Origin of the sequence: Rhodopseudomonas palustris (assembly GCF_034479375.1) — a bacterium.
Lineage (GTDB): Bacteria > Pseudomonadota > Alphaproteobacteria > Rhizobiales > Xanthobacteraceae > Rhodopseudomonas > Rhodopseudomonas palustris_M.
This window is the reverse complement of record NZ_CP140155.1, coordinates 681,463-696,253: the sequence shown is the minus strand read 5'-3', so window position 1 is coordinate 696,253 and position 14,791 is coordinate 681,463. Positions and strand designations below refer to the sequence as shown.

Below are 14,791 nucleotides of genomic sequence, written 5' to 3'. Positions count from 1 at the left end.
CATGCGCGCGCTCACTCTCGTTGCCGATCGCGATCTCGCGGTCTCCGATCTGCCGCCTCCCCCGCCGCCCGCGGCCGGCGAGGTGCAGATCCGCGTCGCCGCGGTCGCGCTCAACCACATCGACGTCTGGGGCTATCGCGGCATGGCCTTCGTCAAGCGCAAGCTGCCGATCGTGGTCGGCGCCGAAGCGTCGGGCACGATCGAGGCGGTCGGCGACGGCGTCACGCGCTTTGCACCCGGTCAGAAAGTCGTGATGTATGGCGCGCTGACCTGCGGCCACTGCAAGCCGTGCCTCGAAGGCCGCGATAATTTCTGTGAGAATGTCGGCGGACTGATCGGCTTCCACGTCGACGGCTTCGCGCGCGAACTGATGAACATCCCGGCTCGGCTGGTGATCCCGGTGCCGGACGGCGTCAGCCTGCGCGACGCCGCCTGCGCGCCGATCGCGTTCTCCACCGTGCAGCACATGCTGTTCGACAACGCCAAACTGCAGCCGGGAGAGACCATTCTGGTGCATGCCGGCGGCTCGGGCATCGGCACCGTCGCGATCATGATGGCCAAGGCGATCGGCTGCACCGTGATCACCACGGTCGGCGACGACAGCAAGATCGAAGGCGTCAAGAAGCTCGGCGCGGACTACGTCATCAACTACCGCAACGACCGCTTCGAGCACGAGACGCGAAAGATCACCAAGAAGAAGGGCGTCGACGTCGTGTTCGAACACGTCGGCGCCGACACCTTCAACGGCTCGCTGCTGGTGATGAAGCGCGGCGGCAGGCTCGTGACCTGCGGCTCGACCTCGGGCCCGACCGCGACCATCAATCTGATGCAGCTGTTCCAGCAGCAGTACCGCATCTTCGGCTCGTTCGGCGCGACGATGAAGAACATCGCCGAAAGCCTCGACAAGATGGCCGCAGGGATGCTGCCGGTGATCGACACCGAGGTGCCGCTCGACGACGTCGGCGCCGCACTGAAGCGGATGGAAAGCCGCCAGGTGTTCGGCAAGATCATCGTCCACTTCTGATGAAACTACACCTGCTCCGCGCCAAGCTGCGTGCGCAACGCGCGGCCAAGACGGCTGCCGGTAATGTCGCCGGCTCGGCGGCGATCGGGGCATTGCATCTGGCGCGGAAATTCGATCCGACCAAGACCGCCGACTTCTTCGGCGCCCTGGTGCGCAAGCTCGGCCCGCGATTGCCCGAGCAGCGGATCGGCCGCGCCAATCTCACCGCCGCCTTCCCCGAGAAGTCGCCCGAGGAGATCGAGGCGATCCTCGCCGGCGTCTGGGACAATCTCGGCCGCGCCGGGGCGGAATTCGCGCATCTGGATTCGGTGTGGGATTACGACCCCGAACATCCGGAGCAAAGCCGCGTCGAAGTCACACCCCGCTCGCTCGAATTGTTCGAGCAGCTCCGCACCGACGGCAAGCCGGCGCTGATCTTCGCCAGCCACCTCGGCAATTGGGAACTGCCCGCCGTCGCTGCCGTCGCGCATGGACTCGACACCGCGGTGCTGTATCGCCGGCCGAACATCGCAGCCGCGGATCGGATCGTCGAGGAAATCCGCTCGGTCAAGATGGGCCAACTCGTCGCCGCCGGCGGCACCGCGCCGTTCAAGCTGGCGCAGGCCCTGCAAGAGGGCAAGCACGTCGGCATGCTGATCGATCAGCACTACACCAGGGGCGTCGACGTCACCTTCTTCGGCCGCACCTGCAAGGCCAACCCGATGCTCGCGCGACTGCTGCGCCAGATCGACTGCCCGCTGCACGGCGCCCGCGTCATCCGCCTGCCCGGCCATCGTTTCCGCGCCGAACTCACCGAACAGATCCAACCCGTGCGCGACGCCGACGGCCAGATCGACATCCAAGGCACGATGCAGGCGGCGACGTCGGTGATCGAAGGCTGGATCCGCGAGACGCCCGAGCAGTGGCTGTGGCTGCATCGACGGTGGCGCTAGTCAGCCGGATATCGACGCCTGAGTTAGTCGTGCATTAACTACCTACTCCGAATTTCGCTCGCCCATCGACAGGTTGTTGTCGGTCGTTACACAACCGATAGTGTATTGATCGATGCGCGTCGCGGAGGCGATCACCATGCAGAGTGGTCAAGGACCGGTGGAGGAAACGGAAAGCTCGAACGGATCGAACGCGGATCCGGTAGGATTCGCGCGCCTGAATCGCGAGCTCACCGAAGCCAAGCAGGCCCTCGAGACGCTCTACAGCGCCCTCGACAACGTCGATAGCGGCCTGCTGATCCTCGACCAAGACCTCCGCGCGATCTACAGCAATCCGGTGCTTCACGTGATGTTCAGGGCCAACAGCACGGAGGAGATCCGGACGGAGCGACCGCGATATGCGGACATGCTCGGTGCCGCTGCCCAGGCGGTCGCGGTGAACCTCGAAGACTACGTCGAGCGGCGCCTGGCATGGGTCCGGTCCGGCGATCCGAGACCGATGGATCTGACGATGGCGGACGGGACGACGCTGCGCTGTCACCTAGCCGTCCTGCCCGGCGGTGGGCGAATGCTGATCTACAGCAATGTCACCGACATCGTGCGAAATGCGCAGGAACTCGAGCGGCTGGCGACGACGGACGGCATGACGGGCGTCTACAATCGCCGCCACTTTATGACCCTGGCGAATCGTGAGTGGGCCAGAGCTCGTCACAATGGATGGCCGGTGTCGTTCCTGATGATCGACATCGATTACTTCAAATCGATCAACGACGGTTTCGGCCACCAGGTGGGCGACGACGTCATCGTGCACCTGGCGAACCTCGCGCGCGGCTGCAAGCGTCAATACGACGTTCTCGCGCGGATCGGCGGCGAAGAGTTCGCTCTGCTGATGCCGGAAACGGATTTGCAACAGGCAAGGATCGTCGCGGAGCGATTGCGGCGAGAGGTCGCCGCGAACGCGATGGTGGTGGCCTCGCGCCCGGTCTCAGCCACGGTCAGCATCGGCGTTGCGACTTCTACGCCGGCGATGCACGAGGTATCCGATCTGGTCACGGCGGCAGATCGAGCTCTCTACGACGCAAAGCACGCCGGCCGCAATCGGGTGATCTGCCGCGTTCAGCGCGAATGCGCGCCGAGCGTTGCGGTGTTTCATTCTGATCCTCAGTACGAACAGGCGGGCATCGATGTGGAAGACGATTCCAACCGAACCCATCAGGCAGATCGGCTGCCGGAACGGGCTCGCCTGACCGCCCCGTCCTCACCCGCATCCACAGCCGGTCGATGATGCGCTGCGTCGCGAGCGGAGATCACGAGCAGCCTTGCATCACTTCAAGAGCGATTTTCGGGCGATGCAGCAAGTTGGTCAGATCCTGCAACGCCGCGACCGATCGCGTAGCGGATATCGACGCCGGTGTTCGCCCCATCACGCCACTGAGGGCATTTGGCGACCGAGTGCAAACAGCACCTGCAACGCGTGTGCGCTGGGAACGCTGAGGGCCATTCATGCCCCACGGACCGCGCCAGGCGGCCGTCAACTTGACCCAGGCGCGTATTAACTTCAAACTGATAGGATAAATAGGTCGGCGAGGAACGAGGCATTACATGGAACTTCCCAGGCGTGCCCGTGGTGACGAACTACTGATTCCCGGCAAGATGCTGGCGCTGCGACAGCGGCTGCGACATCTTTCCGCAAGGCACGACCTCGCCACAGTCATCGTCAGCGCCTTCGATCATAGGACCCGTGTCCTACCCTTCATTCTGGCCGATACCCGCATGGCCCCCGGCGGCGTGCGGGCGATCGGTTCGGCGCTGGTCGATGTCGGCTTCGACAAGACGCGGATCGTTCTGCAGCAATGGAACCGCAACTTCAGTCCGTTGCACATGCGCCTCGATGGCCGCATCCCGGATCTGTTCCTGGTTTCGAGCATGCACCTGCATTCGGCGGAATGCGACCGGCTGATCCAGGAAGCCTGCCGGATCGAGCCCGACAAGCGGCCGCTGATCATCGTGGGCGGTCCGCGGATCCGGTACGAGCCCTGGCACGTCTTCGGCGCAGATCGGAACGCGAACTGGGCCGCGGACGTGGCCGTCACCGGCGAGGAATATGTCTTCCTCGAACTGCTGGACGTCCTGCTGTCGATGCGGGCGGCCGGCGAATCGATGCGGTCGGTGTTCGCACGCGCACGCGACGGCGGCGCACTCGATCAGATTCCGGGGATCGTCTTCGGCCGCACTGCGCCGCGCGGCGGACCGATCGAGGAACTGGTGGACACCGGCGTGCAGCGTCTTCTCGGCGATCTCGACGAGCTTCCGGACTCGGTGCACGGCTACAAACTGCTGGAGCCGCCCAGCAACGAGATGACGCTGGCAAGCCATGCGTTGCCCGCCAATCGCGTGAGAAAGCACAGCCCGATCGCCGGGATCGTCATGACGGCCGGCTGCAAGTTTCGTTGTTCGTACTGTCCGATTCCCGCTTACAATCAGTCGCAGTTTCGGGCCAAGAGCGGCGAACGCATCGCTGAGGAAATCGGGCAGATCGCCACCACTTTCGGCCTTTATAATTTCTTCGGCGCCGACGACAATTTCTTCAACAACACCAAACGCACGCTCGATATTGCCGGAACCCTCGCCCGCAAGGCCCGGGCCGGCCGACCGTTCTGCAAGATCCGGATCGGAACCGAAGTCACGGTGCACGACACGGTCGGGATGCGCGATCACCTGCCGCTGATCAGGGAGGCGGGATTCGCGGCAGTGTGGCTCGGCGTCGAGGACATGACGGCGACGCTGGTCAAGAAGGCGCAGGACAAGGACAAGACCGAACTCGCATTCCGATTGCTGCGCGAGAACAACATTCTGCCGATGCCGATGATGATGCACCACGACAGCCAGCCGCTGGTGACATGGAAGTCGAACTACGGTCTTCTCAACCAGATCAGGTTGCTGCGGAAGGCCGGATCGATCACCACGCAAGTGATGATGCTGACGCCGGCCCCCGGATCGAAATGGTACGAGAACGTGTTCGATTCGGGGATGGCTTTCAGCAAGGCGGGCGACGTCGCGGTCGAGCCCCACATCATGGACGGCAACTATGTCGTCGCCTCGAAACATCCCCGCCCCTGGATCAAGCAGGTCAATCTGCTGATCGCCTACACCTATTTCTTCAATCCGGTTCGCTTTCTAAGCGCGCTGATATTCTCGAAGTCGGCGGGGGTGTTCTCGAGCGCCGAAACGAGGACGGCGGAAGAGGTCAAGGATTACTCGGCCTCCAAGAAGATGCTGCGCCGCGCCGAGCTCAGGGTGCGGGCCCATCTGATCGATGCCGGCGCGCAGATCTACGGCATGATCGGACTGGTCCAGACCTACCGCCGAACGGCGGGATGGGCATGGCGGCTGTTTCGGCAAGATATCCAACGATATGATCGCACGCCCGTCAGTCCGATTCCGATGCGCGGCGTCGGCGGCAAGCCGTCCGATCACGCGCTCCCCGGCACGATCAATTTCAGCGATATCGGAAAGCCTGCCGTTCGCGAAGCGTCCGCGCGGGACATGGCGGGGACTGCCTGACCAGGGACGATTTCACCGTCCCGTCTTGACCCGCGTCCACAACCGGTTGATCACCCGCTGCGTCGCCGCGTCGCGCGCGGTGATGACGAACAGGCGCGACTGCATCGCCTCGTCCGGATAGATCGTCTTGTCGTTCAGCACGCGGGCGTTGACGAACTCCTGGCTCGCCTTGTTGCCGTTGGCGTAGGACAGGAAGTCGGAATTGCGCGCGGCGATCTCCGGGCGATAGAGGAAATTGATCAGTTCGTGCGCCTCGGCGACGTTCCTGGCGTCGGCCGGGATCGCGAGATTGTCGAAGAACATCTGCGCTCCCTCCTTCGGGATCGCGTAGCCGATCTCGACGCCGTTGTTGGCTTCGGTGGCGCGCGCTTGCGCCTGCTTGATGTCGCCGGACCAGCCGACAACCAGGCAGATCTCTCCGGTCGCGAGCGCATTGAGATATTCGGACGAGTGAAATTTGCGCACCGACGGCCGAACCTTGGCGACGGCGTCGGCGGCCTTCTCCAGATCGGTCTGCCTGGTCGAATTCGGATCGAGGCCGAGATGAGTCAGCGCCGCGGGCAGGATATCGTCGGCCGAGTCCAACATCTGCACGCCGCAGTCCTTGAACTTCGCCAGATTCTCCGGCTTGAACACGATGTCCCAGCTGTCGATCGCCGCCCCCTCGCCGAGAATGCGCTTCACCGCTGCGGCGTTGTAGCCGATCCCGGTGGTGCCCCACATGTAGTTCGCGGCATATTGATTGCCGGGATCGTACAGCGCGAGCTTCTTCGTCACCACGTCCCAGGCGTTCTTCAGGTTCGGCAGTTTCGAGGGATCGAGCTTCTGGAACACCTTCGCACCGATCTGGCGCTGCAGGAAATACGCGGTCGGCACCACGACATCGTAACCCGACTTGCCGGCGAGCAGCTTGGTCTCCAGCGTCTCGTTGCCGTCGAAGGTGTCGTAGACCACCTTGATCCCGGTCTCGCGGGTGAACTCCTCCAGCACGCCCGGCGCGACGTAGTTCGACCAGTTGTAGAAATTCACCACGCGATCCTGCGCCAGCGCCGGCGCGCCGAGGCTCGTCGACAGTGCCAGGGCCACACCGACAAGCCACGCTCGCGGGAACAATTCGTGTCGCATCGTCGAGACCCTAACGCCTGTGCACCGCGTCCGACAGCCGCTCGAGAGCGGTGTCGAGCGTCTGATCCTTCTTGGCGAAACAGAACCGCACCACCGAGGTGACCGGCTCTTCCTCGTAGAACGCCGACACCGGAATCGCGGCGACCTTGTACTCGTTGACGATCCGTTTGCAGAATTCCTCGTCGGTCTCGTTGAGGCCGAGCGGCGACAGATCGACGGTGAGGAAATACGTGCCCTGCGACTGGATCACCGGAAAGCCGATGCTGGACAACCCCTGCGCCAGCCGGTCGCGGCTCTTGGCAAGGCCCTTGCGCATCTGCAGGAAGTAATCGTCGCTCTTGCCGAGTCCGTACGCCACCGCGACCTGGAGATTGGGCGCCGTGGTGAAAGCGAGGAACTGATGCACCTTGGCCGCGACCCTCAGCAGCGACGGCGCGGCGCAGACGAAGCCGACCTTCCAGCCGGTCAGTGAAAAGATCTTGCCGGCCGAGCCGATCTTGATGGTGCGGTCGCGCATCCCCTCGATCGCAATCAGCGGGATGTGGCCGAGGCCGTCGAAGGTGACGTGCTCCCAGACCTCGTCGCAGATCGCGACCGCGTCGAACTCCTGGCAAAACCGCGCCAGCAATTCGAGATCCTCGCGCGGATAGACCACCGCAGCGGGATTGAGCGGATTGTTGAACACGATCGCCTTGGTCTTGTGACTGAAGACCTCGCGCAGCGCCTCCTCGGTGACGCGCCAATGCGGCGGCTCGAGCCGGACCAGCCGCGGAATGCCGCCGGCCTGCCGGATGATCGGCAAGTAGGAATCATAGACCGGCTGGAACACGATGACTTCGTCGCCGGGCGAGACCACCGACAGGATCGCACTCGCCAGTGCCTCGGTCGCGCCCGAGGTCACCATCACCTCGGTCATCGGGTCGAGATTGACGCCGTGCCAATGCGCGTAATGGGCCGCGATCGCCTGCCGCAGCTCGGGGATCCCCATCATCGAGGGATACTGGTTGTAGCCGTTGAGCACTGCATCCGCGGCGGCGCGGCGGATATCCTCCGGGCCCGGATCGTCCGGGAACCCCTGGCCGAGATTGATCGCGTCGTTGTCGCGCGCGAGCTGCGACATCGCCTCGAACACGGTAACGGGCAGATCGGCGAAGACCCTGTTCATCGCGCCATCAGCCGCCGGGCTTGGTCGGCAGGCCCGCCGCTTTCCAACCGAGGATGCCGCCGGCGAGATGCTTGTCATAGGCGAGGCCGGCCATCTGCGCCGCTTGCGACGCGGTCACCGAGCGTTTGCCGGAACGGCAGGCGAACACGACCTGCTTGCCGGCCGGATCGGGGATGGCCCTGGGATCGAAACTCGACAGTGGAACCACCACCGCGTCCGGATAGGCTTCTGCCGCCACTTCGTTCGGCTCGCGCACGTCGACCAGAAGATAGCGCCCCTCCGCGATCCCTTTGGCGACGTCCTGCGGCGTCAAATCCTCAACCTGGCCAACCACTCTCGTCTCTCCCGCGATTGCACTGCCTGGACCCAATTGTGCAACAACGAGAACGACGCTCGGCCATTGCATCGCCAAAGTCGCGCCTAGCGCGAGGAAAATCAAGCTTCGGAAAACGAGTGCGGTCATGCCGGGTGGATAGTCCGGCGGCGAAGGAAATGCACCGCCCCATTGGTCGAACGCGAACGCCGCATCGTGGACCCGCTCTGTGGCCGCGGCCTTCCGTCCGGTTCGCGGTTACGGCTTGAGCCCCGGCGGCAGTGCGGGGCTTTCGCGCATCAGCGTGATGGTCACCCGGCGGTTGGCGGCGATCGCGGGGTCCTCGGGGAACAGCGGCTGGGTGTCGGAGCGGCCGGTGACCGCAAAGAAATGAGAGGTCGGAACGCCCTCGCGTTCGAGGATCTGGCGCACCGCATTGGCGCGATCCGCTGACAGATCGAAGCCGTTGTAGTCGCTTCGCGACGACATCAGCCCGGCCGAGGTGTGGCCGGCGATGGTGAGCCGCAGCGGACTGGCGCGAAGCGGCCCGGCGAGCCGCTGCAGCAGACGCCGTGTGCGCTCGAACGGAGCCTTGGAGCCGTCGGCGAACATCGCGCGTCCGTCCTGGTCCATGATTTCGAGGTTGAGGCCCTGCTTGGTCTCTTCGAACATCACATTCTTGGAGAGCTCGGCGATTTCGGGCATGTCCTGCAGCGCCTGCCGCAGCGACGCCGAGGCGAGCGCGAACTCGCGATCCTCCTTGGTCTGGATGCCCTCGTCCTTGGAGACCTCGCCGGGCGACGGCTTGGCGGTCGACAGTTCGGGATTGACGTGTTCGGTGTTCTTGACCTTGCCGCGGGTCGGCAGCCCGTCGTTTTCGATGATGCCTGAATAGCGGGCGTCGGACTGGACGCCGAACGCTTCGCGCATCGAGCCTGCGACGACCTTCAGCTTGTCCTTGTCCTGCGTCGAGAATGCCGTCAGCATGACGAAGAACGCCAGGAGCAGCGCCATCAGATCGGCGAAGGTCACGAACCAGCCGTGACCGCCGTGTGCCTCCTCCCGTTTCTTCTTGGCCATGGCGCGCTTTCCGGCTGCTTCCGACTCCGACTAAGCGGGCACGCCTTCGTCTTCCTCGTGGCGGTGCTTTTCCGGCAGATAGGCGAGTAGCATTTCCCTGACGAGGGTCGGACTCTTGGAGTCCCGGATCATCAGAATTCCGTCGATGATCAGCGTGCGGTTGGTTTCCTCGTCGACCAGCTTGCCATGCAGCTTGTCGGCGATCGGAAGACAGATCAGGTTCGCCACGACCGCGCCGTACAGCGTCGCCAGCAGCGCGACCGCCATGAACGGGCCGAGCTTGGAGGGGTCCTGCATGTTGGAGAACATCTGCACCATGCCGAGCAGCGTGCCGATCATGCCGAATGCCGGCGCGCAGTCGCCGATCGCGCGATAGATCTTCGATCCCTCGTTGAGGTGCAGCAGGAAGTTGTCGCGATCGCGCTCGAGGTTGTCGCGGATGAATTCGAGGTCGTAACCATCGGCGACGTAGCGGATACCCTTCGCCAGAAAGGGATCGTCGGCCTCCACCTTTTCGAGCCCCACCGGCCCGGATTTGCGGGCGATCTCGGCGATCCGGGCCAGTTCGTCGACCAGGTCGCGGGCCGACAGGTTACTCATGGTGAAGGCGAATTTGGCGCCGAGCGGCAGGCCGTGCAACATCGCCGACAATGGAAAACGGATCAGGGTCGCCGCGGCCGAACCGCCGAAAATGACGATGACCGCGTGGACGTCGTAGAACATCCCGAAATTGCCGCCCATCAAAATGAGGGACGACACGACAGCAGCGCCCGCGACCAGGCCGATAAGTGTGGCGATATCCATCTTGTACTCCGACACGCGCACGCGCGCGCCAGCCCGCGCTGACGGCGGCGCAGTGCATTCTACGCTGCGCGGCTTCACCGTAAGCAGCCGCCATTAAAGACGCGTAAAGGTTAAGCGTCGGGGGGAACCCTTGCGGCGACGAACGATGTCCCGGCGCCTGGAGCGTGCCACGCCTTACTACGTCAACCTTCTGATAACCATTGCGGGTCGATCGAGGGGACTCAGTGAATCTCCCCGGACCGGATCAGCGCCTCGCGCAGCCGCTGCAGCGAGAACGACGGATCGCGCGCGATCTCGAGGATCGGCACCTCGCGTCGGCCGCAGAGTTCGGCGGCGGCCGGCAGTTTCTCGGCGAGGTGATGCGGGATCACGATCGCACCATGGCTGTCGGCATGGATCAGGTCGCCGTCATGCACGGTCATGCCGGCGACGCGGACTTCCGCGGCAAAGCCGGTGACGTGGACGTGGCCGTGTGACGGACCGATCGAACCGGCGAGCGCCTGGAAGCCCGGCGCCCATTGCGGGATGTCGCGGACGGAGCCGTCGGTGATCACGCCGAGACACCCCAGCGCCTGATGCAAGGCACTGTGGACCTCGCCCCAGAACGCGCCGAAGCCGGCGTCCGGGCCGTCGATGTCCTGGATGACACTGATCCGCGGACCGTGCCCGGAGCCGACATACTCGTAATACGCCATCCGTTGCGCCTGCTGCTCGGCCGCGGGCAGACCCGAGGCGACCGTGGCGCGGATGGTCGCGGTGCGGGCATAGCCGACGATCGGCGGCAATTGGGGAAATGGACACACCAGTGGGCGCGTCGTGAAGCCGATGGCGCGGCGCTCCGGGGCAACGATTTCCATCGCATTGCAGATCGTCGGCGTGTCGTACCGCGTCAGCGCTTCGAGCACGGCGGCGGGCAGAGATCCGGATTCGGATTGGGGCACGGGCTTCCTCCAGCGTCGCCGCACCCGGCCGTCTCGTCACGGAGGCCGTTCAGAGCGGCGAACGCCCATGCGCTATAGCGAATTTCGGGAGAGCGCCCAAGACACGCCGCCGCATGGCAGCGCTGGCGGCGCGGCCGACCTGCTCAGTTCAGCCGGGTCGGTCGATCGTCTTTGGCGGCCGCTTCCGGGATCACCAGAGTCGGCTTGCTGCCTGCGGGAGATGCCGGCGGAGACTCCTGCGTGGCGGCAGCCCGCTGGTGATCGCGATAGGACCGCCAGCCGAGCGGCAGGCCGAGCAGATACAGCACCGAACACGCCGACAGGATGTGCCACGGGTAGCCGATCAGCAGTGCGATGAACAGCACCACCGAGACGAACAGCGGCAGCACCATTTCCGGCGCCACCCGCATCTTCACCGTCTTGCCGGAGAACACCGGCAGCCGCGACACCATCAGGAACGCGATCAGCAGCGTGTACAGCGCCGTCAGCACCGCGGGCGGCGTCGGCGCGCCGAGAAAGGCCATATAAACCGGCAACAGAACGGTGATGGCGCCGGCGGGCGCGGGCACGCCGGTGAAGAAATTGGCCGCGAAGGCCGGCTTGTTCGGATCGTCCATGGTGGCGTTGAAGCGCGCCAGCCGCAGGCCGCCGCTGATCGCAAACACCATCGCGGCGATCCAGCCGACATTGTTGAGATCGTGGAGCTGCCAGAAATACAGGATCAGCCCCGGCGCCACGCCGAAATTGACGAAATCAGCCAGGCTGTCGAGTTCGGCGCCGAATTTCGACTGACCCTTGATCATCCGCGCGACGCGGCCGTCGATGCCGTCGAGCACCGCGGCGAACACGATCGCCGCCACCGCGAGTTCCATCCGGCCTTCGGTCGAGAGCCGGATCGCCGTCAGGCCGGCGCAGATCGCCAGCAGGGTGATGACGTTGGGCACCAGCAGCCGCACCGGAATCGGACCGAACCGGCGGCGCGGCATCTCGGGTGGGGTCTCGTCATATTGCATCGGCATCGCCCTGATCTCGCAAGCCTCATCCTCGGCCGCCATCATGGCAGCCTTCAGGCCGACGCCCCGACAGCGTCAATCGGCCCGATAGGTGCGGCCGCCGTCGCCGAGACTGAAGTCCGCCAGCACGGTTTCGCCAGCGATCGCCGTCTGCCCCTCGGACACTAGCGGCTTGGCGCCTTCCGGCAGGTAAACGTCGAGCCGCGAACCGAACCGGATCAGGCCGAACCGTTCGCCGGCGGCCAGCGGCTGGCCTTCGCGGACGAACGAGACGATCCGCCGCGCCACCAGCCCGGCGATCTGAACCACACCGATCTGCCCGGCCGGGGTCGAGATCACCAGCGAGTTGCGCTCGTTGTCCTCGCTCGCCTTGTCGAGTTCGGCGTTGATGAACTTGCCCGGCGAATAGATGATGCGCTCGACCCGGCCCGCCACCGGGCTGCGGTTCACATGGCAGTTGAACACGCTCATGAAGATCGAGACGCGCGGCAGCGGCTTGTCGCCGAGCCCGAGCGCCGGCGGCGGGATGATCTGGACCACCATCGACACCCGGCCGTCGGCCGGAGCCACCACCAGGCCTTCACGCACCGGCGTCACCCGAACCGGATCGCGGAAGAACAGCACGCACCAGATCGTCAGCACGGTCCCGATCCAGCCGAGCGGGGCCCAGATCAGGAACAGCACCAGGGTCGCGAGCGCGAACGCGCCGATGAACGGATAGCCTTCCCGATGAATCGGCGGGATCTGGGCACGGATGGAATTCACGACGGACATGGAAAGTCCCCTACTTCAAAAACGAGTGGCTGAAAGCTGCAACACGATTACTCCGCCGCCGCGGAAGTTGCCAGATCGTCGTCGATCGCGGGCGAACGAACCGGTGAATCGTTCGGGACGACGTCGTCCCCGATCATCGCCAGGCGCTCGCGCGCCTCTTCCGCCTCGCGCTGCCTGTTCCACATGCTGGCGTAGAGCCCGCCATGCTCGAGCAGTTGCGCATGCGTGCCGCGTTCGGAAATCCGGCCCTGATCGAGCACGATGATCTCGTCGGCGCCGACGATGGTCGACAGCCGGTGCGCGATCACCAGCGAGGTGCGGTTCTGTGACACGCGCTCCAGCGCGCCCTGAATTTCGTGCTCGGTATGGCTGTCGAGCGCCGAGGTGGCTTCGTCCAGCACCAGGATCGGCGGCGACTTGAGAACGGTTCGCGCAATCGCGACACGCTGCTTTTCGCCGCCGGACAATTTCAGCCCGCGCTCGCCGACTTCGGTCTCGTAGCCCTTCGGCGACGACTTGATGAACGTGTCGATCTGAGCAGTCCTCGCCGCTTCCTCGACCTCTTCGTCGGTGGCGTTCCAACGGCCGTAGCGGATATTGTAGCGGATGGTGTCGTTGAACAGGACGGTGTCTTGCGGCACCATGCCGATCGCAGCCCGCAACGAGTTCTGGGTGACGTCGCGAATGTCCTGGCCGTCGATGCGGATGTGGCCGGCGGAGACGTCGTACAGCCGGAACAGCAGCCGCGAGATCGTCGACTTGCCGGCGCCCGACGGGCCGACGATCGCCACCGTCTTGCCGGCCGGCACCTCGAAGCTGAGGCCCTTCAGGATCGGGCGCGACGGATCGTAGGCGAAGCGGACGTCCTCGAACTGCACGGTGCCGGTGGTGACCACCAGCGGCTCGGCGTTCGGCTTGTCCTTGACCTCGGGATTGCGCGACAGCACCGCGAACATCTTCTCGATGTCGATGATCGCCTGCTTGATCTCGCGATACACCATACCCATGAAGTTCAACGGCTGATAGAACTGAATCATCATCGCGTTGATCATGACGAAATCGCCGACGGTGTTGGTGCCGTTGCGGATGCCGACGGCGCACATCAGCATCGTCGCGGTCAGGCCGAAGGTGAAGATCACCGCCTGCCCCGCATTGAGCACCGCGAGCGAAGTGTAGGTGCTGACGCTGGCGCCCTCGTAGCGCTCCATCGATTTGTCGTAGCGCCGCGCCTCGCGCTCCTCGGCGCCGAAATACTTCACCGTCTCGTAATTCAGCAGCGAGTCGATCGCCTTCTGGTTGGCGTCGCTGTCGGAATCGTTCATCCGGCGGCGGATCTCGATCCGCCACTCGGTCGCTTTGTAGGTGTAGAACATGTAGACGACGACGGTGGCCATGATCACCGCGACGTAGCGCCAGTCGAACTGCCACAGCAGCACCGCCATCACCAGCGCCAGTTCGATGATCGTCGGCACCAGTTGCAGGATCACCATCCGCACGATGACTTCGATGCCGAGCCGGCCGCGCTCCAGCACCCGGGTCAGACCGCCGGTCTTGCGCTCGAGGTGGAAGCGCAGCGACAATTCGTGCATGTGAACGAAGGTGCGATAGGCGAGCTTGCGCACCGCATGCATCGCCACCTGGGCGAACATGCCGTCGCGCCATTGCGTCAGCACCGCCATCAGCACCCGCGTCAGGCCGTAGCTCAGCGTCAGCGCCAGCGGCGACGCGAGCAGCCACAGCGTCCAGTTCGAGGGTTCGACCGGTGCGGTGTCGGCGCCGGTCAGCGCGTCGGTCGCCCATTTGAACGTGAACGGAACGACCAGCGTCGCCGCCTTGGCGACCAGCAGCAGCACCACCGACCAGGCCACCCGCATCTTCAGGTCGAACCGGTCGCCCGGCCAGATATAGGGCCACAGATGCACCAAGGTCGCGCCCAGCGTCGCCTTCTGCGCTACGGCGTCCTCCGCAGCAGGACTGCCGCTTTGCGAATGCGAATGTGGGTGAGCCATCAAGCGTGCCTGAAAACAGACCGCAGCCGGGACGCGGCCGCGGACAGATG

Annotated in this window: 13 protein-coding genes; 4 read left to right on the top strand and 9 right to left on the bottom strand. The window is 64.6% G+C overall.

The features are described 5' to 3' along the window. The first annotated feature begins 1 nt into the window (after position 1). The 4 genes from SR870_RS03045 (at position 2) to SR870_RS03030 (ending at position 5,517) form a co-directional block, all read left to right on the top strand. Positions 2-1,024, top strand: coding sequence for a zinc-binding dehydrogenase (locus SR870_RS03045; protein ID WP_322516576.1), 1,023 nt, complete (start codon positions 2-4; stop codon positions 1,022-1,024). Beyond that, complete coding sequence (locus SR870_RS03040; protein WP_322516575.1) at positions 1,024-1,956, top strand: lipid A biosynthesis lauroyl acyltransferase; 933 nt, start codon at positions 1,024-1,026, stop codon at positions 1,954-1,956. Before SR870_RS03045 ends, SR870_RS03040 begins: the two co-directional genes overlap by 1 nt. 112 nt (positions 1,957-2,068) lie before the next feature. Continuing rightward, positions 2,069-3,238, top strand: a complete 1,170-nt coding sequence (locus SR870_RS03035; protein ID WP_322516574.1) for a diguanylate cyclase — start codon at positions 2,069-2,071, stop codon at positions 3,236-3,238. Between the two features lie 317 nt (positions 3,239-3,555). Next, complete coding sequence (locus SR870_RS03030; RefSeq protein ID WP_322516573.1) at positions 3,556-5,517, top strand: B12-binding domain-containing radical SAM protein; 1,962 nt, start codon at positions 3,556-3,558, stop codon at positions 5,515-5,517. Between the two features lie 12 nt (positions 5,518-5,529). Here the strand turns inward: SR870_RS03030 and SR870_RS03025 are convergent, their stop codons facing one another. From SR870_RS03025 to SR870_RS02985, 9 genes are all read right to left on the bottom strand, one after another. After that, positions 5,530-6,642 (bottom strand): polyamine ABC transporter substrate-binding protein, encoded by a 1,113-nt coding sequence (locus SR870_RS03025; RefSeq protein ID WP_322516572.1) that lies wholly within the window; start codon positions 6,640-6,642, stop codon positions 5,530-5,532. 10 nt (positions 6,643-6,652) lie between these two features. Next, positions 6,653-7,807, bottom strand: coding sequence for an aminotransferase (locus SR870_RS03020; RefSeq protein ID WP_322516571.1), 1,155 nt, complete (start codon positions 7,805-7,807; stop codon positions 6,653-6,655). Positions 7,808-7,814: 7 nt separating this feature from the next. Further along, positions 7,815-8,141 carry a rhodanese-like domain-containing protein gene (locus SR870_RS03015; RefSeq protein ID WP_322518392.1) on the bottom strand — a complete coding sequence of 109 codons (327 nt, stop codon included), beginning with the start codon at positions 8,139-8,141 and terminating at the stop codon, positions 7,815-7,817. A 237-nt stretch (positions 8,142-8,378) separates the two neighbouring features. Further along, complete coding sequence (locus SR870_RS03010; RefSeq protein ID WP_322516570.1) at positions 8,379-9,200, bottom strand: flagellar motor protein MotB; 822 nt, start codon at positions 9,198-9,200, stop codon at positions 8,379-8,381. A gap of 30 nt (positions 9,201-9,230) precedes the next feature. Next, positions 9,231-10,004 (bottom strand): motility protein A, encoded by a 774-nt coding sequence (locus SR870_RS03005; protein ID WP_322516569.1) that lies wholly within the window; start codon positions 10,002-10,004, stop codon positions 9,231-9,233. 221 nt (positions 10,005-10,225) lie between these two features. Further along, the gene (locus SR870_RS03000) at positions 10,226-10,945 is read right to left on the bottom strand and encodes an RraA family protein (RefSeq protein ID WP_322516568.1); all 720 of its coding nucleotides are present in this window, start codon (positions 10,943-10,945) and stop codon (positions 10,226-10,228) included. A 143-nt stretch (positions 10,946-11,088) separates the two neighbouring features. Next, a complete protein-coding gene (pssA, locus tag SR870_RS02995) occupies positions 11,089-11,958 on the bottom strand; it encodes a CDP-diacylglycerol--serine O-phosphatidyltransferase (RefSeq protein ID WP_322518391.1) in 870 nt (289 codons plus the stop codon). A gap of 75 nt (positions 11,959-12,033) precedes the next feature. After that, positions 12,034-12,732: a phosphatidylserine decarboxylase gene (locus tag SR870_RS02990; protein ID WP_322516567.1), complete on the bottom strand. Its 699-nt coding sequence runs from the start codon at positions 12,730-12,732 to the stop codon at positions 12,034-12,036. Between the two features lie 47 nt (positions 12,733-12,779). Further along, positions 12,780-14,741: an ABC transporter ATP-binding protein/permease gene (locus tag SR870_RS02985; protein WP_322516566.1), complete on the bottom strand. Its 1,962-nt coding sequence runs from the start codon at positions 14,739-14,741 to the stop codon at positions 12,780-12,782. Positions 14,742-14,791 lie beyond the last annotated feature (50 nt).